This window comes from Microbacterium sp. LWO12-1.2, from assembly GCF_040675875.1.
Classification (GTDB): Bacteria; Actinomycetota; Actinomycetes; order Actinomycetales; family Microbacteriaceae; genus Microbacterium.
On the sequence record NZ_JBEGII010000001.1, the window covers coordinates 278,587 to 304,108 of the forward strand.

Below are 25,522 nucleotides of genomic sequence, written 5' to 3' on the forward strand. Positions count from 1 at the left end.
AATAGTGTCAAAGAATGGGTCGAGAAGCCGATGTCGACGTGAAGCATGCCGACTCCGACGTGAAGCCGGCGCCGACTGCGGGCAGACTCGTCGTCCCGGACGTGCTCCGCGGGATCGCGATCGTGGCGATGCTCATCGCACACGCGGCGCCGTTCGTGCCCTCGCGTCCGGGTGCGGTGTCGTTCGTCACCTCGATGTTCAGCGAGATGGCATCGCCGCTGTTCGCACTGGTCATGGGCCTGTCGGCACAGCTCGTCTGGAACCGTCGCCCCCGTATCGGAGTGACACTGCTGCAACAGACCCTGCGAGGACTGTTCCTGATCGCTCTCGGCGTGTGGATGGCGACCTGGGGTTCCTGGGTGGCGATCATCCTCGCGTACCTCGGGGTGCTGATCATCATCGGTGCTCCGATCCTGCTCGCGCGGACCCCGGTGGTGATCGCGATCGCCGCGGTGGTGCTCCTCATCAGCCAGCCGCTGCTCGCGGTGGCCCGCACCTGGGTCTGGATCTACACGGCCCCCGAGCCGGTCCGCGAAGTGATGACCTGGATCTTTTTGGGGCCGCAATATCGGGTGGTGAACCTGCTGCCGTTCTTCCTGCTCGGCGCCCTGCTGGTGCGGCACGGCTTCCGTAGGGACGCACTGCTGTGGACGCTGGCGGGGATCGCGCCCGTCGCATACCTGACGTGGGGTATCACCGCCTTCACCGACCTGGTACCAACGCAATCCGGCAACTACACCGACACCGCGCGCGACATCGGCCTGGTGCTCGCGACATACGTGCTCGTCGTCGTCGCCGCGACGACGAAGCCGGGCGGCGCTCGCCGGGTCTGGGATGCCGTATTCATGCCGCTCCGCGCCTGCGGCCAGGTGGCGCTCTCGCTCTATCTGCTGCATGTCGGACTGATCGCGCTCTGGAACAACGCGTACGGACGCCCGGCGGAGAACCTCTACGTGGGATGGCTGGTGATCGTCCCCGGGGTGATGCTCGTGGGATGGCTCTGGTGGCGCTTCGTCGGCACAGGACCGGTCGAGTGGGTCATGGGCTGGATCACCGGGCGTCCGAAGCCGGTGCGTCGCCCCGCGTAGAGGACGGCCCCTCAGGCCGTCGCCTCGTCTGCGACGGCGACGATGCTGCCGACCAGCTGAGCGATCTCCTCGGAGCCCAGCGCGAGAGGACCCGCCTGCGAACCGTCTGTGCCGATCAGCGCGGCGACCGGCCGCGCGGGCCCGATCTCCAGTGCTCCGCCCAGCGAACCTCCGATGTCGAGCGCGAAGCGGGCCCCCGCTGGCAGTTCGTGGGTGGGAAGTGCAGTCGTGGAGCCGCTGGAGGCGCGCTGGAGGACGTAGATCTCGACGAGCGAGCCGAGGGCGCTCTGCGCGTGGATGAGGGTGTCGAGGGCCGTGGCGCACGCGTGACAGCCTGCCGACACGAACAGGAGCAACCGTGCGCGGGAGCCCGGTGCGAGAACGTCGACGACCTCAGAGGTCGCAGGGATGAGCACAGCACCATCGCCGCGCGCGATCGAGGAGGTGGCCGCCGGAGCGGTCGACGACGCGCGTGCGATCGACCAGACGCCGAGCGCGATCAGGATCGACGCCGCGAGCGCGCCGAAGGATCCGCTCGCCGCTGACTCCGAGCCCAGCAGCAGGGGCACACCCGTGGATCGGCCGGTGATGGCGAGGAAGAGCACGGCGGGAGTGAAGAGGAGGAAGGCCACGGACGTCAGAACGGCGTTGCGGACGATCAGGCGGGGGCCGATCGCTGCGGGAAGCCACTCGCCGAAGCATCCGCAATCCGCCGTGGCACCTATGCGGTGGGCGCGGATCACGGCGATCAGGAGACCGCTCGTGAGGAGGAGGGCCGCGCCGGACGCGGCGACGAAGAGCCACCCGGTCGTCACGACGAGCGCGATCGCCACGATCGCCTCGAGAAGGATGAGCGCGGTGGCCGCGGCCTGTGTGCGGGCGATGGGGATCCGCAGCGCGTCGAAGGCGGCAGCCCCTCGGTCGGGAGCGCGGAGCTTGCCGATCGCGCTCGCGGCGAAGACCGCTGCGAGGAACACCGCCGCAGGGAGGAGGAACGCGCTCATGTGATCATCATCCTGGATTGCGAGAGCGGCCGGCCCCCGAGGGGCGCGGCCGCTCCGTTGGCCCGAAGGCTCAGGTCGTGCGGGGTGGGTCAGGATGCGGAGCAGAGGATCAGCGTCGAGCTGACGGAGCCCGTGGTCTTCGCGCCGGTGGCGACGTAGCCGGCCGGCAGGCTGACGACCTCGTTGAGCGTGAACGCGACGGAGATCGACAGCGTGGTGCGGAAGTCGATCGTCGCTCCGGCCGGAAGCTCAGACGTCAGGGTGATCTGACGGCTGGTCGGCGACAGAACGGAGACGTTGGCGGTGCCGCCGGTGACGCTGAACACACCGATGTTGGCGATGCCACTACCGGTGATAATGACGGTGGTGCCGACGGGCAGCGGCGCCGTGGCGCTCGCGGTGAGCGTGAAGCCCGGGCCGATGAGGCCGAGGACGCCACAGGTACCCGCGGTGGTGAACGCGCCGAGCTCCACGTCGCCACCAGAAGCGGCAGCGAGCGGCGTCGCGACGGCGGCGGCGATGACGGGGACGGACCAGGCTGCGCCCTTGACGATGGTGCGGCGCGAGAAGCCCTTGTCCTTCTGGATTTCTTCGGTCATTCGAGTGTTCTCCCTCTAGATGCAGATGCGGTTTCCCGCTGTGTCGTGAAGAGGCGACACGTTCGTCTGCATCCCCCAGGAGCCTCTCCGTGACCTCAAGTTAGGTCGGGGAGAAGGGGCGAGAACATCGTTTTGAGGAACTCAGCGCAGTGTGCGCTCAACCTGCGCGCACTGTGCTTTTCGGCGACGATCCGTCAGGCGCGACGAGCGGCGCGAAGAGCGCGCGGAGTCGTCTCGTAGGCCTCATCGAGGGCTCGGCGCAGACTCATCGGAGAGTTGAATCCGGCACGCTGCGCGATCTGATCGATGCTGAGCACGTCGTAGCGGCTGTCGACGAGAAGGGAATGGGCGAGACGCGCCCGTTGCCGCCGGATCTCACCGGCGACGCTGTTCCCCGACTCTGAGAAGACCAGTTGCAGCTGGCGGAGAGAAGACTGCACCTCGTGTGCCACGCGGGACGGGTTGAGGCGAGGGTCGCCGCACTGCTGGGCGATCACGGCGATGGCGCGCTCCCGCAGCACGGTGCGCGGTGAGCCCTGTCCCGTGACGGCACCGATACGGTCGAGCAGCACGGCGCCACTCATCTCCATCACGAGCTGTTCGATCGCGTACTGCTCGATGGCGGATGCGCGGTTCTCGGTGTCGAGCAGGCTGCCGATGAACCTCTGCATCGACGAGTCGAGAAGTCGTCGATCGGCGTAGGTGCTCGCCTCGGCAGGCAGCGCGGGAACGAACGACGCGATCGCCGCCCGGGGGACGAGTGCGGCGATGAACCGCCACGTGCCCGACCAGCGCAGGCGACGGGTGATGCCCTGCGGGGCGATGACCAGACCGCTCTCGGACTCGACCCAGGGCTCGTCGCCGAGCTTGGACCACAGGGCCTGCGCTTCGACGAACGCGAAGACCGCATGGTCGGGGTACGCCGAGGCGGTGTCGACATGGAGTTCCGCCGTGGAGCCGTTGAGTCCGAGGAGCAGGACTCCGCCCGATGTGCGTTCTCGCGAGCGGAGCCCGGGGCGGTCTCCGATCCGACGGATGCCGTGGCGGGACAGCTCCCGATCGTCGATCAGTCGAGCGTCTGAGTGATCCACGGGACCCCGTTCCTCAAGGTATCGGCGTACGGTAGCGGCGTCCGGTGCCGGCGGCGGATACCTGGTCTCCGATCCCCAGTGCCCATGACCTCGCGTGAGCGCTCCCATGGCAATTCTGCTGGATTGAATGTCGGTTCAGTTCTGATTCTGAGGTGCGAGGCAGGGGCTGTCAACGCCCGGGCCTCCGTGCGTCGCATGAGTGCGTAGTCAACGAAACCCGCCGCCGGAGCCGCTGCGGTACGCGCGGCGGAGGTGTGTCGAGCATTGAGCCTGATCGGGAAGGAAAAGCGCGTATCGGCACTGGTACGGCGCGAGCTGCTCTTCGGCGTCGAGGCCTTTTCATTCATGCCGCGCTTCTCCGGGTCGGTATGCTCGCAGGTTCGAGATGTCGTGGTGAAACGACACGATTCCGTCTGCATCCCCCAGGAGCTTCACCTGCCGCTCACGTTAGAGGCGACGTCGGGGCAATGTGTATCGAACCACGATTTCGCGCGCTGTGTGCGTCAAATCTGCGCGGATTGTGCGGAGCGCCATGCGTGCGACGCGGACGGGTGACGGGGAGTTCGGCGGTTGCTGGCTAGGCTGAGAGCCATGTCTGATCGCTTCCTCGTCAGCGCGGTCGGCGCGGTGGTCGCCGTCGATACCGCCTCACGCGACGGATCCTTCCAGCGTCGCGCGCGTGCGGCCTGGCGCGATGCGCTGATCACCGGGGACGCCACCCCGGATGCGACGGTCGCGGTGCGCGACGCGGTCAGCGACGATGAAGCACTGTCGTTGCTCTCGACCGACGTCACCCTGGCCGCGCTCTCGCACCGACAGGGAGAACAGGTCTGGATGCTGCACGCCGCGGGCCTCGCCGACGACTCCGGTCGGGTCGTCGTGCTGAGCGCGGCTTCCGGTACCGGAAAGACCACCGCGGCTCGCCACCTCTCGCGGCACTATGCGTACGTGAGCGACGAGACGGTCGCGATCGAGAGCTCCGGCGCGGTGGTGCCGTACCGCAAGCCCTTGTCGATAATCGAGCCGGATGCGGTGCACAAGGTGCAGACGGCGCTGTCGAGCATCGACGGCGGACGCGCGCTTCCCGATCGACTCAGAGTGGCGAAGATCGTGGTGCTCGATCGGACCGCCGATGGCCCCCTCGAACCGGTGGTCGATGAACTGGATGTCGCGACAGCGCTCGAATTGCTGGCGCCGCAGAGCAGCTACCTCGGCCTTGTTCCCGCACCGCTGCAGCTCATCGACGCGCTTCTCACCGCGACGGGGGGAGCCGTGCGGCTGCGCTACCGGGAGGTGTCCACCCTGGACACCGTCATCGGCACACTGATCGCGGCCGAACCCGCAGCCGTTCCGCCGATCCCCTCGTCAGGCACCGAGATCGACCAGTCCGCGATCGACGCTCCGGGAGGGACATATGCGCGGGCGGCTGCCGTCGATGCGCTGGATCTGGGCGACGGCCTTCTCGCGGTGCTCCAGCAGTCCAGCGGGGGAGGGCGCGTCAACATCCTCGACGGCATCGGTCCCGCGATCTGGGCTGCGGCGAACGCCTCCGAACTCGACGAGATCGTGCGGGCCGTCATCGACGCGCACGGTGCACCCGAGGGGCTCGATGCGGCGCAGATGGTCGCCTCGGCCGCGCAACAGCTCGTCGACGACGGACTGCTGCGGCAGACGCCGGCTCAGGCCTGAGTGCCGCGGCGGCGCACCCCGGGCTCGGGGGTGGCGGTGGCCGACGCGCCCTTGTCGGGATCCTGGCCGTAGCGCTCGTACGCGCCGTAGTACTCACGGCCGTAGTAGGCGGATTCGGCGCCCTTACGGGGGACCTTGTTGAGCACGACGCCCAAGACGCGGCCGGTGGTGCGGGTGATGCTGTCGATCGCGCGCTGCAGCATGTCGAACGTGGTCTTGCCGGAGGACACGACGATCAACACGCCGTCCGCGCCGGCGGCCAGCACAGCGGCATCCGTCACCGGCAGCACGGGTGGCGAATCCAGGATCACGATCGCCGACTTGCTGATGTCGGCCAGGAAATCGCGCATGCGGTGCGAGCCGAGCAGTTCGCTCGGGTTCGGCGGAATGCGTCCGGCTCCGAGCACGGCCAGCGGCACATCGCCGCTGGGGCGGTGCGCGACATCCTGAAGCTCGGCCCGTCCGGCGAGGATGTCGGTCAGACCGACATCGCGGGAGATGCCGAAGATGTCGGCGATCACGGGGCGCCGGAGGTCGCAGTCGATCAGGATCGCCCACTGGCCGGCAGCGGCGAGGCTCGAGGCGAGGTTGACGGCCACGGTCGACTTTCCGTCACCGGGGACAGAGCTGGTCACGACGATGACGCGCGGCGGGTTGTCGACGTCGATGAACTGCAGGTTCGTGCGCAGTTCGCGCATCGACTCGATCGTGTGATGCGAGACGCCGTGCTGCGTGTCCAGCGAGAAGTCGATCACCTGACGCTCGCCGTCCATCGTCTTCTCCAGAGGGAGGGTTCCGATGACAGAGACACCGGTCTCGCGCTCGATGTCGCGCGGGTGGCGGATGCGTCGATCCACCGTGTGCCGCACGAACGCGTAGATCAGGCCCAGAGCGAGACCGACGAGCGCGCCGATGATGAGGTTCAGTCGTGTGTTGGGGGAGGACGGACTGGTGGGGAGCCTGGCCGAATCGCCCACGATCAGGCTCACGGCCGCCGGTGTCGATGCGGTGCCGCCCTCGAGCTTCTCGATCTCGACGGCCATTCCGCGCATCCACGCTTCGGCGAGATCCTGGGCGGACTGCGGCGTCGCGCCGGTCGCTGTGACTTTCAGTGCCGTCGTGTCAGCGGGGTTGGTCACCGTGACCCGAGCCACCAGGGACTCGGGGGTGGCGTCGAGGTCGAGGTCATCGATCGCGTGCTCGGCGACGGCGCGCCAGGAGCCGAGGTTGAGGTACGACTTCACCCGGCTCTGCGCGAGCTGGTTGCCGACGAGTGCGCTGCCGGACGTGCCGTCACCGCCGACCGCCGTCACGATACCGGTCGTGTCGGCCGCATAGACGCGCGGCTGCAGCGCGCTCCATCCGAACGCGACGCCCGCGCCGAGCACGGTCGCTACCAGGATCACGACCCAGTGCGCACGAAGTATCCGGAAGTAGTCGCTCAGTTCCACCTGTGATTCCCCTCACATCTCCCGAGGACTCACTCACGGGAAGGCATTGAGAAAGAGCATACGGGGCTGGGCTCGCAGCCGAGTGCGCGAAGTGCCGTGCGTCGTCAGGCGAGTGCGGCCCTGACGACGCGTTCCACCTCATCGATAGCCGGGAGCAGCTGTGCCGCTGAGGCTTCGTACGTCGCCTGTGACCGTCGATAGGGGTCGACCACATCGTCGTCCTCGGCCGCCGCGAGAGTGAGGCCGCGCTGGTCGCCGAGCACCCGCAATGCGGCCCCGAGCCGTGCGCGCGGGTCGGAACCGGCGGCGTCGGCCACCGTGCGCACCACGTCGTCGGTCAGAGTCGCAGCCAGGCGTGCGAACTCACGGGCGGTGAAGGTCTGGCGCAGCCGGCTCGGCATCATCTGCACCGCGTGTGAACGGTGCTCTCGTGCCATCGTGAGCACCAGATCCGACTCCGCGAGCATCGGCTCGACCAGGTACCGTGCGGCGTGACCGGCCGCAGTCGACGGGGCTGCCCCGGACCGCACCGCGATCTCCTGCGCCTGCTCCGTCATCCCATGTCCGACCATCGCGTGCGTGCCCGCGCTGTGCACACGCACGCCGAGCGGCTCGAGGCGCGCGCGCAGCAGCACCTCGGCCAGAGGAGAGCGACAGATGTTCCCCGTGCACACCGTGAGGATCGTGGGTGGCGTGTGGGAGACAGGGGCGGGTGCGGCGCTGCCGAGAAGGTCAGCGAGCGACTCCGGGGCGGCGGTGCGCGACGCCGGAGACGACGCGGCGGTGGTCCGAGCCCGCCATTCACGGCGGCTCACGCCGGGAGGTGGTCCGTCGTCGAAGGGGAAGCTCATGCCTCCACCGTAGAGGCTCGGAGTCGTCGGCCTGCGTGACTCATCTGCAGCACGGCATGCAGGGCGAGACAGCCGATGACGGTTCCCAGCGTGTTCGCGACGACATCCGAGATCGTGGGCACACGACTGGGAAGCAGCGTCTGGACGAGTTCGATCGTGGCGCTGGTCGCATAGCCGATGAGGATGATGAGCCACGGGCTCGTGCGGGGCCACGCCGCGGCGAGCAGGAGTCCGAACGGCACGAACAGGGCGATGTTGGCGAGGAACTCGAACACCGTGTAGCTGGTCGACAGTGCGATCCCGAAGTTCTCCGACACGAAGCGGGCGATGCGGAAGGCGAGTCCGGTCACTCGCCCGGCGATGGACGCGGGCAGCCACACGATCAGGGCGACACCGAGCACGTACGGAACGAGGAGCGTGCGAGCGAGCATCGCGACGGTCGGGGTGCGAGGCGCGGGCATGGTCCGAGCCTAGGGCGCGAGCCTGAGCATCCGATCAAGGCCCGACGCCCTCGTCGCGGTCAGCTTCCCTGCGAGCCGCTCCAGTTCAGCTGCTCGATGTAACGCAGCAGCACGCCTTCGCGCAGAGCCCACGGCGACACTTCGAGCTCCTCCACTCGCAGTGCGGTCATCGCCGCGTGCAACGACACGGCCGCAGCGACGATCTGGAACGTGCGGTCGGGCGTGATGCCGGGGAGTTCCTGGCGGGCAGAGGCGGGTAGCCGTGCCAGGCGGGGGATCCATGACCCGAGCGATGCCCGGGGAAGGAGCATCCGCTCGGTGCCTGACCACCCCGGGGCCGGATAGCCCACGAGCCTCGCGAGCGAGCGGATCGCCTTCGACGAACCCACGACATGATCGGGGCGGGGGAGAGCGGTGAACTGCGGCAGCACCTCGGCGAGCGTCGCGGCGGCGTGCGCACGCAGGCGCTCGACGTCGTCCTCTCCCGGCGGGTCATGGGGGAGGAACTGCACGGTCATCCGGCCGGCGCCCAGGGGGACCGAGGCGGCGGCGTCCGGCATCTCCTCGCCACCGGCGGCGATCTCCAGCGAGCCGCCGCCGATGTCGAGAAGCAGCAGGCGACCGGCCGACCAGCCGAACCAGCGCCGCACGGCGAGGAACGTCAACTCCGCCTCGGTCTCGCCGTCGAGCACCTGCAGCGGCTGCCCCAGCGCGGCCTCGATACGGGCGATCACCTCTATGCCGTTTCGGGCGTCACGCACGGCACTCGTGGCGGTCGCGAGGAGAGCATCGACCCGCTCCTCGTCTGCCACGCGACGGGCCTGCGCGACGGCGGCCTCGAGGGCACGCACGCCCTCTTCCGAGATCGCGCCGTCGGGTGTCAGATAGCGCATCAGGCGCAGCACCGTCCGATCACTCGTCGTCGCCAGCGGCCGACCCCCTGGACGGACGTCGGCGGCAAGCATATGGACGGTGTTCGATCCGATGTCGAGGACTCCCAAGCGCACGGGACGACACTACTCGTCCCCGATACGATGGACCCGTGACCACTGTCGACCCCACGCTGCCGCTGTCTCCCTACCGGGAGATCGGCCGAGCGGAGTGGGCGCGCCTCGCGGCGGACCTCGATCAGCCCCTGAGCGAGACCGAGGTCGTCGAGGTCCGAGGCATCGGCGATCGACTGAGCATGACCGAGGTCCGCGAGGTCTACCTGCCGCTGAGCCGGCTGCTGAGCCTCTACGCGACCTCGACCAAGCGGCTGGGTGCGGCCACCAGCGCCTTCCTCCAGGAAGACGACACGACGACCCCGTTCGTCGTCGGCGTCGCCGGCTCCGTCGCCGTGGGCAAGTCCACCATCGCCCGCCTGCTGCGTGAGCTGATGAGCCGGTGGCCCGGCACGCCCCGCGTCGAGCTCGTCACGACCGACGGCTTCCTGTACTCCAACGCCGAGCTCGAGCGCCGAGGGCTCATGGAGCGCAAGGGCTTCCCGGAGTCCTACGATCGCCGTGCGCTGCTCGAGTTCCTGACCGAGGTGAAGAGCGGTGCCGCAGAGGTGCGCGCTCCCTTCTACTCCCACATGCGGTACGACATCGTGCCCGATGCCCACGTCGTCGTCCGCCGCCCCGACGTGGTGATCGTCGAGGGACTGAACGTGCTGCAGCCCCCGCCGGCGCCGAACGATGTCGCCGTGAGCGACCTCTTCGACTTCTCGATCTTCGTCGACGCCGACACCGCGCACATCGAGAAGTGGTACGTCGACCGTTTCCTCGCGCTGCGTCAGGGGGCGTTCAGCAATCCTTCCTCGTATTTCAACGTCTTCGCGCACCTCACGGACGAGGAGGCGATCACGACGGCACTCGGGTACTGGAACGAGATCAACATGCCCAACCTGATCGAGAACGTGATGCCGACCAAGCATCGCGCGCGGTTGGTGCTCCGCAAGGGGATCGATCACAACGTCGAGAGCGTGCTGCTGCGCAAGCTCTGATGCCCCCGGCATCCGCCATATTGTTCGGACGACTCGCAAAAAACGCGCCGTACCCTTGATCTCATGTGTGGAATCGTCGGATACGTGGGCCCGCGCCCCAGCCAGGACATCCTTCTCGCCGGGCTCGCCCGCCTCGAGTACCGCGGGTATGACTCCGCAGGCGTCGCCGTCATCGACGGCGACGGAGCGCTGGGGATGCGCAAGAAGGCAGGCAAGCTCGCCGTGCTGCGCGACTCGCTCGCCGACGCCCCCCTCGCAGACGGCTCGACCGGCATCGGCCACACCCGGTGGGCCACGCATGGCGGTCCCACCGACGTCAACGCCCACCCGCACCTCGCCGATGACGACAAGCTGGCCGTCATCCACAACGGCATCATCGAGAACTTCTCCGCGCTGCGCGCCGAACTCCTCGCCGACGGCGTCGTGTTCCGCAGCGAGACCGACACCGAGGTCGCCGCGGCACTGCTCGGCCGCGCCTACGCCGAGAACGGCGGAGACCTGCAGCTCGCGTTCCGCAGCATCGTGAACCAGCTCGAGGGCGCGTTCACCCTTCTCGCGATGCACCAGGACCACCCGGGCCTCGTGGTCGGCGCTCGCCGCAACTCCCCTCTGGTCATCGGCCTGGGCGAGGGCGAGAACTTCCTCGGCTCCGACGTCGCCGCGTTCGTCGAGCACACGCGCAAGGCGCTCGCCATCGGCCAGGACCAGATCGTCTCGATCACCCCCGACGCCGTCACGGTCACCGATTTCGCCGGCAGCCCGGTCGAGCCGGAGCCCTTCGAGGTCTCGTGGGACGCCGCCGCTGCCGAGAAGGGCGGATGGTCGAGCTTCATGGCCAAGGAGGTCGCCGAGCAGCCCGAGGCCGTCGCGAACACCATCCGCGGCCGCATCCAGGACGGCCAGGTCGTCATCCCGGAGCTCGAAGGCCTCGACGAGCTCTTCGTCGGCATCAACCGTGTCATCATCACCGCGTGCGGCACGGCCTCATACGCCGCTCTCGTCGGCAAGTACGCGATCGAGCAGTGGGCACGCGTCGCGGTCGACGTCGAGCTCGCGCACGAGTTCCGCTACCGCGACCCGGTGATCGGTGCCGACACGCTCGTCGTCTCGATCAGCCAGTCCGGCGAGACCATGGACACGCTCATGGCCGTCAAGTACGCCCGCGAGCGCGGTGCACGCACCCTTTCGGTGTGCAACACGCAGGGCGCCACCATTCCGCGCGAGTCGGATGCCGTCGTCTACACGCACGCCGGTCCCGAGGTCGCCGTGGCATCGACCAAGGCGTTCTCGGCACAGATCACGGCGCTGCTGCTCCTCGGCCTGCACATGGGGCGTGTGCGCGGTGCGATCGCCGACGCATCGGTCGACGTCGCCGAGCTCGCGGCACTCCCGGAGAAGATCGCCAAGGTGCTCGAGAGCGAGCAGGAGCACGTCACGCAGCTCGCCGGCTGGATGGCCGACACCCGCTCCGTGCTGTTCCTCGGTCGCCACGTGGGCTACCCGATCGCGCTCGAGGGTGCGCTCAAGCTCAAGGAGATCTCCTACATCCACGCCGAGGGCTTCGCCGCCGGTGAGCTCAAGCACGGCCCGATCGCGCTCATCGAGCCCGGACAGCCGGTCTTCGTGCTCGTGCCGTCCCCGCGCCACTCCGCGCTGGTCCACTCGAAGGTCGTCTCGAACATCCAGGAGATCCGCGCACGCGGCGCCCGGGTGATCGTGATCGCCGAAGAGGGCGACGCCGCCGTGCTGCCCTTCGCCGACGAGGTCATCCACATCCCGCTCGCCGGCGCGATGTTCGAGCCGCTCCTGGCGGTCGTCCCGCTGCAGATCTTCGCGATGGCGCTCGCCACCGCCAAGGGCCTCGACGTCGACCAGCCGCGCAACCTCGCGAAGTCCGTCACGGTCGAGTAAGGCTCTCCGCTCGGTCGCCGAGTGCACGACAACGTGCCGAGTGCACGGCATCCTCCCGCGAGGATGCCGTGCACTCGTCGGTTTCCGGTGCACTCGGTGCGGGCGTCCGCCGCAGTCGGGTCTCAGCGCGCGGGTAGGCTGAACGGGTGATCATCGGGACCGGCATCGACCTCGTGGACATCCCGCGGTTCGAGCGGACGCTGGAGCGGACCCCGCGCCTCCTGGAGCGGCTCTTCGCACCGTCGGAGCGTGGTCTGCGTCTCCCGTCGCTCGCTGCCCGTTATGCCGCGAAAGAGGCGCTGATCAAGACTCTCGGCGGCTCGGACGGCGTGCACTGGACCGAGATCGAGATCGCCTCCGAACCGTCTGGGCGTCCTCACTTCGTGCTCTCCGGATCGACCGCGCAGGTGATCGAGGAGCGGGGGATCACTCGGCTCCACCTGACCATGTCCCACGATGCGGGGCTCGCCACCGCGTTCGTCGTCGCCGAAGGAGCACCGCTGTGACCGTCCCGTTCCGTGAGGCGACCATCGATCTCGATGCGATCGCCGACAACGTGCGCCATTTCCGCCGACTCACCGGCGTCGAGGTGATCGCTGTCGTCAAGGCCAACGCCTATGGCCACGGAGCGGCGGCATCGGCCGTCGCTGCTCTCTCCGGGGGAGCGACACGGCTCGGTGTGGCGGAGATCCCCGAAGCGCTCGATCTGCGTCGACAGGGGATCACCGCACCGATCATGGCCTGGCTGCACGCGCCGGGGGAGACGTTCGCGCAGGCGGCCGCGGAGAACATCGAGCTCGGTATCTCCTCTTTCGACCAGTTGGAGGCCGCCGCTCGTGTGGCCAGCGTCGATCGTCCGGTCGGAGTGCATCTGAAGTTCGAGACCGGCCTCTCGCGCAACGGCATCGCTCCGGCGGACTGGCGCCGGGTGCTGGCGGAGGCGGCGCGCCTGGAGCGGATCGGAAGACTTCGCGTCATCGGGCTCTTCAGTCACCTCTCCAACACCTCGCTCGATGACGACCGTGCGGCGCTCGAGAAGTTCGAGGAGGGTGTGGCCGTCGCGGCCTCGTTCGATATCCGACCCGAGATCCGCCACATCGCCGCGACCGCTGCCGCGATCGAGCGGCCGGAGATGAGGCTCGACGCGGTCCGCGTCGGCGTCGGGATCTACGGCCTGTCGCCCTTCGATGACCGCAGTTCCGCCGAGCTGGGGCTGCGCCCGGCGATGACACTGCGTGCGGCGGTCGCCGCTGTGCGTCGAGTTCCTGCCGGTACCGGAGTCTCCTACGGCTACGACCACCGCACCGACCGCGACACGACGCTCGTTCTCGTGCCACTGGGATATGCGGACGGCGTTCCCCGTCACGCTTCGGGGAAGCTGCCGGTGAGCATCGCCGGCCGCCGCTTCACCAATGTCGGACGCATCGCGATGGATCAGTTCGTGGTCGACGTCGGCGACACTCCGGTCTCGATCGGTGATGAAGTCGTGCTGTTCGGCGATCCCACGCTCGGAGTGCCGTCGGCCGCCGACTGGGCCGAGGCGGCGAGCACGATCAACTACGAGATCGTCACGCGCATCGGTGCTCGGGTCCCGCGGAGATCGTCGTGAGCCTCGATCCCGCGTTCCTCGGGCGCTCGGAGGTCGCGACCGCCGAGGCGATGGAAGAGCTCGGTCTGCGCATCGGCGAGCAGCTCGAGGCCGGCGACCTGCTGATCCTGACCGGACCACTCGGCGCCGGCAAGACCACGTTCACGCGCGGCCTGGCAGAAGGACTCGGCGTGCGCGGTCCGGTGCAGAGCCCGACCTTCGTGATCGCGCGTACGCATCCGTCGTTGGTCGGCCGGGCGCCGCTGGTTCATGTCGACGCCTATCGGCTGGGCACCGGCGCAGAGCTCGACGACCTCGACCTCGATCTCACGCGATCGGTCGTGGTGATCGAGTGGGGCCGCGGCATGGCCGAGGACCTCGCGGACTCCTGGTGGGACATCGAGTTGGAGCGTCCGGTCGGAGCGACCGGCGACGACATCGACCCCTCCGAGCTGGATTCCGATGCCCCGCGCATCGTGACCATCACGCGCGGCGTGCGCTGAGCAGCGCGTCCACAACTCAGGAGCAGTTCCCTGCACGCCTCGCGTGCGCCACTGATTCCGGCGAGCCGGACAGCCGCGCGACACAGACGTCCTGAGTTGTGAACGCCGACTACCCTGGAGAGGTGATCCTCGCCGTCGACACTTCTCTGGGAACAGCTGTCGCTGTCGTCGATCCCGACGGCTCTTCATGGTCCGAAGCCGCGGCGGTCGACCCGCTCGGCCATGCCGAGGTCATCGGCGACCTGCTCGTGCAGGTGCTCGACGACACGGGCGACGCGGCGATCGGCCAGGTCGTCGCCGGCATGGGGCCAGGCCCTTTCACCGGACTTCGCATCGGCATCGCCGCCGCCCGCGCGTTCGCTCTGGGACGTGGCATCCCGGTCGTCCCTGTCCCCAGCCATTACGCGGCCGCGCTCACCGCGATCGAGACAGACGGCGTCGAGGGCCCGTTCGCGGTCGTGACAGATGCACGCCGCCGCGAGGTCGCGATCACGGTCTTCGACGGGACGGATGCCGACGGCATCCCGAAGGTCGTCGCCGAGACGCAGCTCGTGCCGCAGGCCGAATCCGATGCGCAGCTCGGTGGCATCCGCCGGCTCGACGTCGCGTCGCTCTCGGCGGTCGACCTCGCGAAGGTCGGCGCCAGGGCCGTGGCTGCGGGGCGCGGGCTCGGGGATTCCGAACCGTTGTATCTGCGTCAGCCGGACGTGCGCGTCCCCGGGGTGCCCAAGCGGGTGGGTTCATGACCCTCCGCTCGGCGACGCCGGCCGACCTCGACGCGATCATGCTCATCGAGAACCGCTCGTTCCCGAGCGATGCATGGAGCGCCGAGAGCATGGCGGCCGAGCTTGTCAGCCCGCACGGACGCTATCTCGTCGACGAGCACGACGGAGTCATCATCGGCTACGGCGGGGTGCGAGCCCTGCAGGGGAGCGCGGATGCCGACATCCAGACCATCGCGCTGGATGCGGACCACCGCGGCACCGGCCGGGGGCGTGCCCTCCTGCGCGCACTGCTGGATGCGGCTGCGGAGCGGGGCGCGCGTGAGGTGTTCCTCGAGGTCCGTGCCGACAACCCGTCAGCGGAGGGTCTCTATGTCTCGGAGGGATTCGAGGAGATCGGACGCCGCCCGCACTACTATCAGCCGGACGATGTCGACGCTGTCGTGATGCGCGTCGATCTGCGGCGCCGCGCGATGCGGCCGTCCGAGCCGGCCAAGGAGGCGAACGCATGAGCGAGCCGCTGGTGCTCGGAATCGAGACGAGCTGCGACGAGACCGGTATCGGCATCGTCCGCGGCCGTACGCTGCTGTCCAACACGATCGCCTCGAGCATGGACGAGCACGCCCGTTACGGCGGCGTCGTTCCGGAGGTCGCTGCTCGCGCGCACCTGGAGGCGCTGCAGCCGTCGATCGAGGCCGCGCTCGCCGAGGCGGGTGTCGGGCTCGACGATCTCGACGCCGTGGCCGTGACCAGCGGCCCGGGTCTTGCCGGCGCGCTCATGGTCGGGGTGGGGGCGGCGAAGGGCCTCGCCGTCTCGCTCGGCAAGCCGCTCTACGCCGTCAACCATCTGGTGGGGCACATCGCGGCCGACATCCTGACGGCCGATTCCGATCCTCTCGAGTACCCGACGATCGCGCTGCTCGTGTCGGGCGGACACACGTCGTTGCTGCACGTGCGGGACCTGACCACCGACGTCGAGCTGCTCGGCGAGACGATGGATGACGCGGCAGGCGAGGCGTTCGACAAGGTCGCACGCCTGCTCTCCCTCCCGTACCCCGGGGGGCCCGAGATCGATCGCGCCGCGCTCGACGGAGACCCGAACGCCATCCGGTTCCCCCGTGGGCTCTCGCGCGCGTCCGACCTGGCCGCGCATCGCTACGACTTCTCGTTCTCCGGACTCAAGACGGCCGTCGCGCGGTGGGTCGAGCGATGCGAAGCCGACGGAATCGAGGTCCCTGTCGCCGACGTCGCCGCCAGCTTCCGTGAAGCGGTCGTCGACGTGCTCGTGACGAAGGCTCTCGCCGCCTGCGCCGATCTGGGAGTGCCCCGGTTGCTTCTCGGTGGTGGCGTCATCGCCAACCGTCGCCTGCGCGATGTCGCCCTGGAGCGAGCCGAAGCCGCCGGAGTGACCGTACGCATTCCGCCGCTCTCGCTCTGCACCGACAACGGTGCGATGATCGCGGCGCTCGCCGCGGAGTTGATCTCGGCGGGTCGGCAGCCGTCCACGCTCGCCTTCGGTGCGGATTCGACGCTGCCGGTGACCGAGATCCAGGTCGGAGAAGCGGTGCGGGCATGAGCGATCCGCACGCCGACGCGCGGAGGGATCCCACGGCGGATGCCTCGCCCACTCCCACGAGCATCGATCGACCGAGCGATGAGGTGGAGCGCCCCGTGGGCGATGCACGGCTGCCCGGCGCGCGGCGTGACGGCTACACGAAGCTCCCGACGGGTCCCGTCGGGATCGAGCCTGTCGTGGCCACCGGTCCGGTGATCGACGCCGACTCGGAGACCGGGTGGGAGCCGTCGACGGGGGCGACCGGCGTCGATGACGCCCGGTTGGCGCCCTGGGCGCTGCTCGCCGCGATCGTCGCCCTTGTGGCGTCGTTCTTCGTCGGCTGGGGCGTGCCGCTCGCGATCGTCGCGGTGATCGCGTCGATCATGTCTCTGCGTCGTCCGGTCGAGAGCCGCGCGATCGCGCGATGGGCGCTCGTGCTGAGTCTCTGCGCCACGGTCTACAGCCTGGGCTGGCTGGTCTGGGCCGGCATGCAATTCGAGAGGCTGGGATAGGTGGATGCCGGATGACGACGAGGTCATCGAACTGCGGGCCCTGCAGGCGCGTGCCTATGGGCGCGGCGGTGGACTGACCGCGGCGGATGCCGCGCGATTGGATCAGCTGGCGCGGCGCCGGGCCGAGCGGGCCGCGCAGGAGGTCGTCGCGGACTTCGCGGCTCCGGAGCCGGTGATCTCCGAAGTGCCGGACGACGGCGGGCATCACATCGGCGCTGCGCGACGCGACTCCGAACCGATGGATGTCGTGTCACCGGCTGCCGCGTCGCCCACCGACCCGCCGCACGACGATGACCACTCTCTACGCTCGCCGGGCACCAGGGCTCTCCTGCGCGAGCGCTGGCGTCCGATGCTGATCGGGGTAGCCGCCGTGCTCGCCATGGGCATCGGCCTCGGGTGGTTCCTGTTCGGGCGAGGAGGAGCCGAAGCGGTGGCGCTCACGCCCGCGCAGCAGGAATGGCAGCGCGAGATCATCGGCGAGGCGATCTACGACCAGGGTTCGCTGCGCGCGGTCGCCGTCGAGGCGGGCATCGTGCTGTGGATCGCGACGAAGAACGACGGTGACCTGACGTGCCTCGTGCTGGGGGACGGGGCGCACACGACCTCGGAATGCGACACCACCGACGCCGTGCGGGACAGTGGGCTGTACGGCAACCTGATGGTCGAGCGGGGTGAGAACCAGACGGAGGTCACAGCACAGGTGATCCTCACCGCAGCCGGCGAACCGGCGGTGGTCTCGGACAGCTACGAGCACGGCCCTGACGCGCTGATGAGCTCGTATGCGAACGAGGAGGAGAAGCGCTTCGCCGAGACGCTCGTCGAGCAAGGGTTCGATCCCAGAGCTGTCTGGGTCGTCGGATACGACGACGAGATCCCGATCTGGACGGCTGTGCGCACGGGCGAAGCGGCGCAGTGCCTGATCTACGGCGCGACCGAGGGCACGGCCGACATCCGCTGTGAGGACCCCGTTGCGGGGGAGGGGCTCTGGGTCGAGCACGTCGATCCGGTGTCGGCGCAGAAGACGCGAGTCGAATGGGGATTCACCTCGAACCACGGCACCAACCTGGTGATCACTCGGGAGGGTGGGCTCGATCGTGGCGCCGTCGAAGAGTGAGCGGGTCGAGCTGCGCGAACTGCAGCGGAAGGCCTATGGCCGCGACGGCGGGCTGACGGATGCGGAGGCGCGACGGCTGCGGGAGCTGGAGCACGTAGCAGCACCAGCGGCAGTGGCGGCACCAGCGGCAGTGGCGGCACCGGCGGCACCGGCGGAGACGAGCACTGATGCCCCGCTTGCGGCGAAGCGTTCGCTTGCGGACGGTGCAACGGTCACGGAGGAGCTCGGACTCCCCGACGTGGACACCGCCGCGGGATCTGCAGTGCCGTCCGTGGAGGGTGTCTCGGTGTCGCGCGAGCGCGTCGAGGACGCGCGAGGCGGCGCGGGCCACGTCCGCGCGATCCTGAGGACGCAGTGGCGCCTCCTCACCGCGGCCGCTGTCGTGCTCCTCGCGATCGGTGTCGGCGCCGGGTGGGCGCTGTTCGGAAACCGGAGCGACGACATCCCTTTGAACGAGGCCCAGCAGCAGCGCAAGCTGGAGCTCTACGAGAAAGGCGGGTACGACGAGGGCTCGGTGCGTGCCATCGGCCAGGACGACGACGCACTGGTCTGGTACGGCACCAGGAACGACGGCGAGAACGTGTGTCTCGTGCTCGATGTCGGCGCAGAGACCGGCCAGAACTGTCAGCGCAGTGACGACCTGGGCGCGAACACCTTCGGGCTCTCGGCCATGACGATGATTCCCGGAGAGGGGGATTCCCCCGCGGCCAGCGTCCTGGCCTACCTGATGTATTCGACCGCGGGCGTGCCGCTCGTCAGCATCCAACGCTGGGATCAGTCCAACGGCGTCGTCGAGCAGTTCGCCGGCGAGGATCGCGCGAGGGCCGAGGAACTGATGGATGGTGCCGAAGTCATGAACCTCACGATCGTGGGGTACTTCCGCGACCAGCCGGTCTGGCTCCTGGATCGGTGGAACGGCGACGGCGCGGAGACCTGCCTCATCGTCGACGGCGCGGCGGGGCAGTCGACGTGCCGCCCGAATGATGATGCACTCTCCGATGGCATCGCCGTGTACGTGTCGGATGACGAGGTCGTGCCGGGCGAGGAGATCGATGCGCTCACCATCTGGAGCCTGGAGGTCGGGTACACGCCGAGCCAGACGCCCTATCTGACGATCATCCGCGATCCCGAATCGGTGTCGGTGACAACGGACGGCGACATGTGGATCGACGGCTCGAAGATCGAGCTCGGAGGCGAGTACGGCGACCCGATCGAGGTCGTCCCGCCCACCACCGACTCGACGGGCTGAGTGCGGCTCTACGCGGCGGGCGGCACCCGGTCGGCGAGGATGGCGCGGCGTTGGTCGCCGATCCTGGCGAGGATCAGGGTGGCACTGCGGTCCCCGCGTAGCGTGAGCTTCTTGCGGAACGCCGCCGGGTCGATGTCGACTCCGCGCTTCTTGATCTCCAGAGTGCCGATGCCCTCAGCCTTCAGCACCGCGCTGATCGCCTTGGGGTTCGCGGCCATGGTCTCGCGCACCCGGAACGTCTGCACGAACGGACTGGTGACCGCGGCGTCCGAGGTGAGATAGGCGATCCGCGGGTCGAGCATCCCGGCATCCAGACTCCGTGCCACGTCGCCGATCAGGCGAGCGCGGATCACGGCGCCGTCGGGCTCGTGCAGGAAAGCGCCCAGCTCGCGAGCCGGCTCGTCCTCCGCGTCTGCGCTCGCCGTCAGCTCGTGCGACCGGTCGCCTCGCATCACCAGCGCCGCGCGTCTGACGCCGGTGCGGGCCAGCGCTCCTGTCCAGACCACGAGCTCCACGACGCTCCCGTCGGCACTCACCCACTGTGCTTCTGCGTCGCCGGGGAGGGCATCGCGGTCGTGCGCCGGACCGAGTTTGATGCCGGTCGGGACGCGGGAGGCGAGGTCGAATGCCCAGTCCAGCGAGGGGGAGTAGTCGTCGGCGGAGACGCGCCTGGTCTCGCTGTGTCCGGAGGTGCGGCGTGCGGGGTCCATCCACACTGCGCCGCTGGTCGACAGGTCGGCCTCTTCGGCGGTGCCGTGCCGCACGACGGCTCCCGAGCCTTCGCCCTCGACGGGACCGAAGGGCGCGAGGTTGTACGCGGCGATGGCGGCCGTGACCTCGTCCGCGTCGACCGCGAGCACGTCGAGGCCCGCCCCGGCGAAGGCGAGCGCATCGCCGCCGATGCCGCAGCCGAGATCAGCGACGTTCGTGATACCGGCCCGGCGGATGCGCTGGGCGTGACGCACCGCGACCGGCAGACGGGTGGCCTGTTCGAGCCCGGCGCGGGTGAACAGCATCCGCGCGGCGAACGCGCCGAACTTCGCGGATGCCTTCGCACGCAGATGCGCTTGGCCGACGACCGCGGAGACCAGATCGGGAGAGTGGCCTGCGGCGCGCAGCCGCGACACGGCACGGGTGACCTCGGCGGTGGAGTCGATCGGTCCGAGGCCGTCGAGCAGCTCCAGACCGTCGGGGGTCAACAGGGCCTGCAGTTCGGACATCTCCACGTGCCCAGCCTAGGCTGCCGGCGCCGCGGCGGAGGTGCTCCGCACGACCCGGATTGGCACTCGCATTGCATGAGTGCCAGCGGAACGCATAGACTGGATTAGCACTCTCGGGTTGAGAGTGCGAACAAGTCTTTCGTGTCAGCGTCAAGAAAGAAGAGGTAGACCGTGTCGGTTTCCATCAAGCCGCTCGAGGACCGCATCGTCATCAAGCAGGTCGAGGCCGAGCAGACCACCGCCAGTGGCCTGGTCATCCCCGACACCGCCAAGGAGAAGCCCCAGGAGGGTGAGGTCGTGGCGGTCGGCCCCGGTCGCATCGACGACAACGGCAACCGTGTTCCGCTCGACGTCGCCGTGGGCGACCGCGTGCTCTACAGCAAGTACGGCGGCACCGAGGTGAAGTTCGGCGCAGACGAGTTCCTCGTCCTGTCGGCCCGCGACGTCCTCGCGGTCGTCGTTCGCTGAACCAGCGTTCCTCGAAGGGGCTCGGGTGCTACGGCACTCGGGCCCCTTCTGCGTTCCCGGGGATGCCCGGTAGCGCGCACGGCCAGGCGGCATCCGTTTCCTGCCAAACTCGGCGCCCTCGCTGACACCCGCCCCAGAGAGGCTCAGCGCGGGCATAGGGTTGTGCGGTGACCCCCGATACGACCAACCGCGCGACGCAGACGGCCGGGGTCGGATTCGCCGGTGCCGCCTACCTCCTCTGGGGTGTCCTTCCCCTCTACTTCCTCCTTCTCGCGCCCACCGGGCCGTGGGAGGTCGTCGCCTGGCGCGTGCTGCTCTCCTTCGTGTTCTGCCTGCTGCTGCTCACGGCGATGCGCGGATGGGCGGCCTTCCACGCGATCATCCGTCAGCCGAAGCTGCTCGGATGGACCGCACTGGCCGGGCTCCTGATCTACGTCAACTGGCAGGTCTTCCTCATCGGCACGCTGAACAACAACGTCGTCGAGACCAGCCTCGGCTACTTCATCAACCCGATCACCACGGTGCTGCTCGGAGTCTTCGTGCTGAAGGAGCGCATCCGCCGCCTCCAGTGGGCTGCCATCGCCATCGCGGCGATCGCCGTCATCGTGATCGTGGTCGCCCACCGCTCGTTCCCGTGGATCGCGCTCTCACTGACGGCATCCTTCGGCATCTACGGCCTCATCAAGAAGAAGATCGGCCCCGCGGTCGATGCCGTCAGCGGACTGACGCTCGAGTCCTTCTGGCTGATCCCGATCGCGATCGTGCAGCTGATCATCGTCGCGCAGACCCCCGCCGGCCTGACGATGGGAACCCAGGGTGGATGGCACGCGACCCTGCTCGCCCTGGCCGGCGTCGCCACTGCGGTGCCGCTGCTGCTCTTCGCGGCGGGCACGCGACGTGTGAACCTGACCGTGATCGGGATGATCCAGTTCATCACCCCGGTGATGCAGTTCATCATCGGGGTCGCGGTGCTGAACGAACCGATGCCGCCGGAGCGCTGGGCAGGGTTCATCATCGTCTGGATCGCCATCACGGTCTTCCTCGTCGACCTGGTTCTCGCCACCCGCCGCGGCCGTCTGATCGCGCAGGCCGAGTTCATCTGATTCCGAGGTCCAGAGCGGCAGGAACCCGGTGTCGGATCGTTAACGCACCGAGATACTTGCGACCCCTCAGCGCGCGTCTCACGCCCTAGGGTTAGAGCACCCGACCGTGGTCTCGATCCACGTTCAGTTACGCAAGGGAGCACCAATGAACGCATTGAAGGGTTCGCGTACCGCGAAGGTCTTCGCAGGGATCGCGCTGCTCAGCGCGTCCGCCGTCGTCGTCGCTGGTTGTAGCAGCACACCCTCCGACGAGGGGACGGGTGGCGAGAAGCCGGCCGCCGACCTCACACTCAAGCTCGGCTCGCTGCTGCCCCAGACGGGTTCGCTGGCGTTCCTCGGACCGCCCATGGAGTCCGGCGTCGGCCTGGCCGTGCAGGAGGTCAACGATGCGAAGGCCGGCGTCACGATCGAGCTGACCGCCGAAGACGAGGGCGACACCGACACGAAGGCGTACGAGACGTCGATCACCAAGCTCCAGGGCGCTGGCGTCTCCGCGATCGTCGGCGCTGCCGCATCCGGTGTCTCCAAGCTGATCCTCGACGGCAACGTGAGCGCGGGGATCCTCCAGATCTCGGCGTCGAACACGTCGCCGGACTTCACCACGTGGGACGATGACGGACTCTACTTCCGCACCGCGCCCAGCGACCTGCTGCAGGGCGAGGTGCTCGGCAACCTGATCGCCGAGGACGGCGCCAAGACGCTCGGCATCATCTACCAGAACGACGCCTACGGCACCGGTCTGTTCGACGCCATCAAGACCACGTTCGAAGGTACCGGCGGCGAGGTCGTCGCAGATGCATCGTTCAACGTCGGTGACGCGCAGTTCGACGCACAGGTCGAGACCATCAAGGCGCAGAACCCTGACGCCGTCGCGATCGTCTCGTTCGACCAGTTCAAGACCATCGCGCCGCTGCTGGTGAACGCCGGCATCTCGGCCGACAAGTTCTACATGGTCGACGGCAACCTGTCCGACTACGGTGACGAGATCCCGGTCTCGCTCGAGGGCGCACAGGGAACCAAGGCAGGTCCCGTGCTCGAGGACGACTTCACCGATCGTCTCCAGACGTACTGGACGGGTGAGGGCAACCCCGAGGTCAAGGACTTCACGTACGCGGCTGAGGCGTACGACGCCGTTGTGCTGGTCGCCCTGGCTTCGCTTGCTGCCGGCTCCACGGAGGGCGCGGACATCGCGGCCAAGATGCAGGAGATCTCGGGTGGTTCCGGCGAAGGTGAGAAGTGCACGAGCTTCACCGACTGCGCCAAGATCATCAACGACGGTGGTACGGCCGACTACGACGGCTACTCCGGCGAGGTCACGTTCGACGAGAACGGCGACCCGCAGGGTGCCACGATCGGTATCTACAAGTACGGCGCGGACAACATGATCGCCCGTACCAACTGATCACAAGATCCGATCGCATGATCTGATCCCCACGAAGGCCCCGGATGCTGCATCCGGGGCCTTCGTCATGCCCGTGGGCCCTTCGACAAGCTCAGGGGCTGAGGGTGGTCGGGACCGACAGCCCTGCGGCTCCACCCTGATGGGTCGCTGAGTCTGTCGAAGCGCCAGCGAACGCCAGAGGGGCGGATGCCGCAGCATCCGCCCCTCTGGCGAAGACGTCCTCAGGCCGCGTCCGTGCCCAGTGTGCCGAGGTACAGGCCGATGACCTTGGGATCGTTCAGCAGATCGCGTCCCGTGCCCTCGTAGGCGTCCTTGCCCTGGTCGAGCACGTAGCCGCGGTCGCAGATCTGCAGGCAGCGCCGTGCGTTCTGCTCGACCATGATGGTCGTGACGCCGGCCTTGTTGATGTCCGAGACGCGGATGAACGCGTCGTCCTGCCGCACAGGGGAGAGGCCTGCGGACGGCTCGTCCAGGAGCAGGACGGACGGGTCCATCATGAGCGCTCGTGACATCGCGACCATCTGCCGCTCGCCACCCGACAACGAGCCTGCGCGCTGCTTGAGACGCTTGCCGAGTTCGGCGAAGATCCCCGTCACGAACTCGAGACGCTCCGTGTAGATCTTGGGGTTCTGGTAGAGCCCCATCTGCAGGTTCTCCTCGATGGAGAGCGACGGGAAGACGTTGTTCGTCTGAGGGACGAAGGCGACACCGCGCTTGACGAGCTTGTCGGCCTTGAGCCCGACGATGCTCTCGCCCTTCACGGTGATGTCGCCGCTGCGCACGTTCACGAGTCCGAAGATCGATTTCAGCAGCGTCGACTTGCCTGCGCCGTTGGGGCCGATGATGCCGATCAGTTCGCCCTGGCGGGCGACCAGATTCGCGCCGTTGAGGATGTTGACCCCGGGGAGGTACCCGGCGTGGACGTCCTTCAGCTCGACGACGATGTCATCGGCTGCGGGGGCCGTTTCCGCACTCATGCGTTGCCCTTCTCGTCGGGGCCGGGGGTGCTCGTCGCTTCGAGTTCTGCCTCGGCCTCTGCTTCGATCTTCTCGCGGAGTCGTCGGGCGGCGTCGTTCTCGATCACGGGGATGCGACCGGTCACGGCGCCGAGGTCGACGTCCTGGTGGGCGCCGAGATAGGCGTCGATGACCGCGGGGTCCTCCATGACCTCGTCGGGCGGACCTTCCGCGACGACGCGGCCTTCTGCCATCACCACGACCCAGTCCGCGATATGACGGACCATGTGCATGTCGTGCTCGACGAACAGGACCGTCATGCCCAGGCCCTTGAGGTCGAGGATGTGGTCGAGGAGCGACTGGGTGAGAGCCGGGTTGACGCCGGCCATCGGCTCATCGAGCATCACGAGGGTCGGATCGCTCATGAGCGCTCGCGCCATCTCGAGCAGCTTGCGCTGGCCACCGGACAGCGAGGCGGCGAAGTCCTTCTCCTTCGCATCGAGCTTGAAGCGCGCGAGCAGTTCGCGTGCCTTCCCCTCGATTTCGGTGTCCTGGGTGCGCCACAGGAAGGGGAAGAGGCTCGACCAGAACTTCTCGCCCCGCTGGTGAGGAGCGCCGAGCTTCATGTTCTCGAGCACGGTGAGCAGTGACAGCGACTTGGTCAACTGGAACGTGCGCACCTGGCCCATGCGGGCGACCTTGAAGGAGGGAACACCGGAGAGGCTGTTGCCGTCGAACGACCAGGTGCCGCTGTTGGGCTTGTCGAACCCGCAGAGCAGGTTGAACAGGGTCGTCTTGCCGGCGCCGTTCGGGCCGATCAGTGCGGTGATCGCGCCGCGCGGGATCTCGAGGTGATCGACGTCGACGGCGGTGAGACCGCCGAAGCGTCGCTGTACGGCGTCGACGACCAGGATCGGATCGACCTTGGCGACGCCTGGCTTCACGTCGCCCTTCGTCAGACCGGTGGTCTTCGGGCGTCGGATGCTCCCTGTCGTGGG

The 25,522-nt window shown here is 68.4% G+C and carries 26 protein-coding genes; 16 read left to right on the plus strand and 10 right to left on the minus strand.

The window, feature by feature from the left end:
• Positions 1–14: 14 nt before the first annotated feature.
• A complete protein-coding gene (locus MRBLWO12_RS01395) occupies positions 15–1,088 on the plus strand; it encodes an acyltransferase family protein (RefSeq protein ID WP_363551965.1) in 1,074 nt (357 codons plus the stop codon).
• Positions 1,089–1,099: 11 nt separating this feature from the next.
• Here MRBLWO12_RS01395 and MRBLWO12_RS01400 read toward each other — a convergent pair whose 3' ends face one another.
• From MRBLWO12_RS01400 to MRBLWO12_RS01410, 3 genes are all read right to left on the minus strand, one after another.
• Positions 1,100–2,092, minus strand: coding sequence for a MauE/DoxX family redox-associated membrane protein (locus MRBLWO12_RS01400; protein WP_363551967.1), 993 nt, complete (start codon positions 2,090–2,092; stop codon positions 1,100–1,102).
• A gap of 89 nt (positions 2,093–2,181) precedes the next feature.
• Entirely contained in the window at positions 2,182–2,691 is a 510-nt protein-coding gene (locus MRBLWO12_RS01405) for a hypothetical protein (protein WP_363551969.1), read from the minus strand.
• Between the two features lie 194 nt (positions 2,692–2,885).
• The gene (locus MRBLWO12_RS01410) at positions 2,886–3,782 is read right to left on the minus strand and encodes a helix-turn-helix domain-containing protein (RefSeq protein WP_363551971.1); all 897 of its coding nucleotides are present in this window, start codon (positions 3,780–3,782) and stop codon (positions 2,886–2,888) included.
• A 591-nt stretch (positions 3,783–4,373) separates the two neighbouring features.
• On the opposite strand from MRBLWO12_RS01410, the gene MRBLWO12_RS01415 reads away from it, so the two are divergent.
• Positions 4,374–5,471, plus strand: a complete 1,098-nt coding sequence (locus MRBLWO12_RS01415; RefSeq protein WP_363551973.1) for a hypothetical protein — start codon at positions 4,374–4,376, stop codon at positions 5,469–5,471.
• On the opposite strand, the gene MRBLWO12_RS01420 is transcribed toward MRBLWO12_RS01415, so the two are convergent.
• From MRBLWO12_RS01420 to MRBLWO12_RS01435, 4 genes are all read right to left on the minus strand, one after another.
• Positions 5,462–6,922, minus strand: a complete 1,461-nt coding sequence (locus tag MRBLWO12_RS01420) for a polysaccharide biosynthesis tyrosine autokinase (RefSeq protein WP_363551975.1) — start codon at positions 6,920–6,922, stop codon at positions 5,462–5,464. The two genes, MRBLWO12_RS01415 and MRBLWO12_RS01420, sit on opposite strands and share 10 nt — an antisense overlap.
• A 104-nt stretch (positions 6,923–7,026) precedes the next feature.
• Positions 7,027–7,773: a low molecular weight phosphatase family protein gene (locus tag MRBLWO12_RS01425; protein WP_363551977.1), complete on the minus strand. Its 747-nt coding sequence runs from the start codon at positions 7,771–7,773 to the stop codon at positions 7,027–7,029.
• Positions 7,770–8,234 carry a VanZ family protein gene (locus tag MRBLWO12_RS01430; RefSeq protein ID WP_363551979.1) on the minus strand — a complete coding sequence of 155 codons (465 nt, stop codon included), beginning with the start codon at positions 8,232–8,234 and terminating at the stop codon, positions 7,770–7,772. Before MRBLWO12_RS01430 ends, MRBLWO12_RS01425 begins: the two co-directional genes overlap by 4 nt.
• 59 nt (positions 8,235–8,293) lie before the next feature.
• A complete protein-coding gene (locus MRBLWO12_RS01435) occupies positions 8,294–9,241 on the minus strand; it encodes a Ppx/GppA phosphatase family protein (RefSeq protein ID WP_363551981.1) in 948 nt (315 codons plus the stop codon).
• A 35-nt stretch (positions 9,242–9,276) separates the two neighbouring features.
• Between MRBLWO12_RS01435 and coaA the strand changes: the two genes are divergently transcribed.
• The 11 genes from coaA to MRBLWO12_RS01490 all read left to right on the plus strand — a co-directional run bounded on the left by coaA (position 9,277) and on the right by MRBLWO12_RS01490 (position 19,375).
• Entirely contained in the window at positions 9,277–10,221 is a 945-nt protein-coding gene (gene coaA, locus MRBLWO12_RS01440; RefSeq protein ID WP_363551983.1) for a type I pantothenate kinase, read from the plus strand.
• A 63-nt stretch (positions 10,222–10,284) separates the two neighbouring features.
• Positions 10,285–12,132, plus strand: coding sequence for a glutamine--fructose-6-phosphate transaminase (isomerizing) (glmS, locus tag MRBLWO12_RS01445; RefSeq protein WP_363551985.1), 1,848 nt, complete (start codon positions 10,285–10,287; stop codon positions 12,130–12,132).
• A gap of 146 nt (positions 12,133–12,278) precedes the next feature.
• The gene (locus tag MRBLWO12_RS01450; RefSeq protein ID WP_247629330.1) at positions 12,279–12,638 is read left to right on the plus strand and encodes a holo-ACP synthase; all 360 of its coding nucleotides are present in this window, start codon (positions 12,279–12,281) and stop codon (positions 12,636–12,638) included.
• Positions 12,635–13,741, plus strand: coding sequence for an alanine racemase (gene alr / locus MRBLWO12_RS01455; protein ID WP_363551987.1), 1,107 nt, complete (start codon positions 12,635–12,637; stop codon positions 13,739–13,741). Before MRBLWO12_RS01450 ends, alr begins: the two co-directional genes overlap by 4 nt.
• Positions 13,738–14,223: a tRNA (adenosine(37)-N6)-threonylcarbamoyltransferase complex ATPase subunit type 1 TsaE gene (tsaE, locus tag MRBLWO12_RS01460; protein WP_414685432.1), complete on the plus strand. Its 486-nt coding sequence runs from the start codon at positions 13,738–13,740 to the stop codon at positions 14,221–14,223. Before alr ends, tsaE begins: the two co-directional genes overlap by 4 nt.
• A gap of 122 nt (positions 14,224–14,345) precedes the next feature.
• Positions 14,346–14,969 (plus strand): tRNA (adenosine(37)-N6)-threonylcarbamoyltransferase complex dimerization subunit type 1 TsaB, encoded by a 624-nt coding sequence (gene tsaB / locus MRBLWO12_RS01465; protein WP_363551989.1) that lies wholly within the window; start codon positions 14,346–14,348, stop codon positions 14,967–14,969.
• The gene (rimI, locus tag MRBLWO12_RS01470) at positions 14,966–15,457 is read left to right on the plus strand and encodes a ribosomal protein S18-alanine N-acetyltransferase (RefSeq protein WP_363551991.1); all 492 of its coding nucleotides are present in this window, start codon (positions 14,966–14,968) and stop codon (positions 15,455–15,457) included. Before tsaB ends, rimI begins: the two co-directional genes overlap by 4 nt.
• Positions 15,454–16,521 carry a tRNA (adenosine(37)-N6)-threonylcarbamoyltransferase complex transferase subunit TsaD gene (gene tsaD / locus MRBLWO12_RS01475; RefSeq protein WP_363551993.1) on the plus strand — a complete coding sequence of 356 codons (1,068 nt, stop codon included), beginning with the start codon at positions 15,454–15,456 and terminating at the stop codon, positions 16,519–16,521. Before rimI ends, tsaD begins: the two co-directional genes overlap by 4 nt.
• Positions 16,518–17,012, plus strand: coding sequence for a hypothetical protein (locus MRBLWO12_RS01480; protein ID WP_363551995.1), 495 nt, complete (start codon positions 16,518–16,520; stop codon positions 17,010–17,012). Before tsaD ends, MRBLWO12_RS01480 begins: the two co-directional genes overlap by 4 nt.
• A gap of 4 nt (positions 17,013–17,016) precedes the next feature.
• Positions 17,017–18,126 carry a hypothetical protein gene (locus tag MRBLWO12_RS01485; protein WP_363551997.1) on the plus strand — a complete coding sequence of 370 codons (1,110 nt, stop codon included), beginning with the start codon at positions 17,017–17,019 and terminating at the stop codon, positions 18,124–18,126.
• Entirely contained in the window at positions 18,107–19,375 is a 1,269-nt protein-coding gene (locus MRBLWO12_RS01490) for a hypothetical protein (protein ID WP_363551999.1), read from the plus strand. Before MRBLWO12_RS01485 ends, MRBLWO12_RS01490 begins: the two co-directional genes overlap by 20 nt.
• Positions 19,376–19,383: 8 nt before the next feature.
• Here the strand turns inward: MRBLWO12_RS01490 and MRBLWO12_RS01495 are convergent, their stop codons facing one another.
• Complete coding sequence (locus MRBLWO12_RS01495) at positions 19,384–20,601, minus strand: class I SAM-dependent methyltransferase (protein WP_363552001.1); 1,218 nt, start codon at positions 20,599–20,601, stop codon at positions 19,384–19,386.
• 165 nt (positions 20,602–20,766) lie between these two features.
• Here MRBLWO12_RS01495 and groES point away from each other — a divergent pair, with 165 nt between their 5' ends.
• From groES to MRBLWO12_RS01510, 3 genes are all read left to right on the plus strand, one after another.
• On the plus strand, positions 20,767–21,063 hold the full coding sequence (gene groES / locus MRBLWO12_RS01500; RefSeq protein ID WP_017203655.1) for a co-chaperone GroES: 297 nt from the start codon (positions 20,767–20,769) through the stop codon (positions 21,061–21,063).
• Between the two features lie 167 nt (positions 21,064–21,230).
• The gene (rarD, locus tag MRBLWO12_RS01505) at positions 21,231–22,166 is read left to right on the plus strand and encodes an EamA family transporter RarD (protein ID WP_363552003.1); all 936 of its coding nucleotides are present in this window, start codon (positions 21,231–21,233) and stop codon (positions 22,164–22,166) included.
• 145 nt (positions 22,167–22,311) lie between these two features.
• Entirely contained in the window at positions 22,312–23,568 is a 1,257-nt protein-coding gene (locus tag MRBLWO12_RS01510) for an ABC transporter substrate-binding protein (RefSeq protein ID WP_363552005.1), read from the plus strand.
• Between the two features lie 221 nt (positions 23,569–23,789).
• On the opposite strand, the gene MRBLWO12_RS01515 is transcribed toward MRBLWO12_RS01510, so the two are convergent.
• Both MRBLWO12_RS01515 and MRBLWO12_RS01520 read right to left on the minus strand, forming a co-directional pair.
• Positions 23,790–24,545 (minus strand): ABC transporter ATP-binding protein, encoded by a 756-nt coding sequence (locus MRBLWO12_RS01515; protein WP_363552007.1) that lies wholly within the window; start codon positions 24,543–24,545, stop codon positions 23,790–23,792.
• Positions 24,542–25,507, minus strand: coding sequence for an ABC transporter ATP-binding protein (locus MRBLWO12_RS01520; protein WP_363558483.1), 966 nt, complete (start codon positions 25,505–25,507; stop codon positions 24,542–24,544). The genes MRBLWO12_RS01515 and MRBLWO12_RS01520 overlap by 4 nt, the downstream gene beginning before the upstream one ends.
• Between the last annotated feature and the right edge of the window lie 15 nt (positions 25,508–25,522).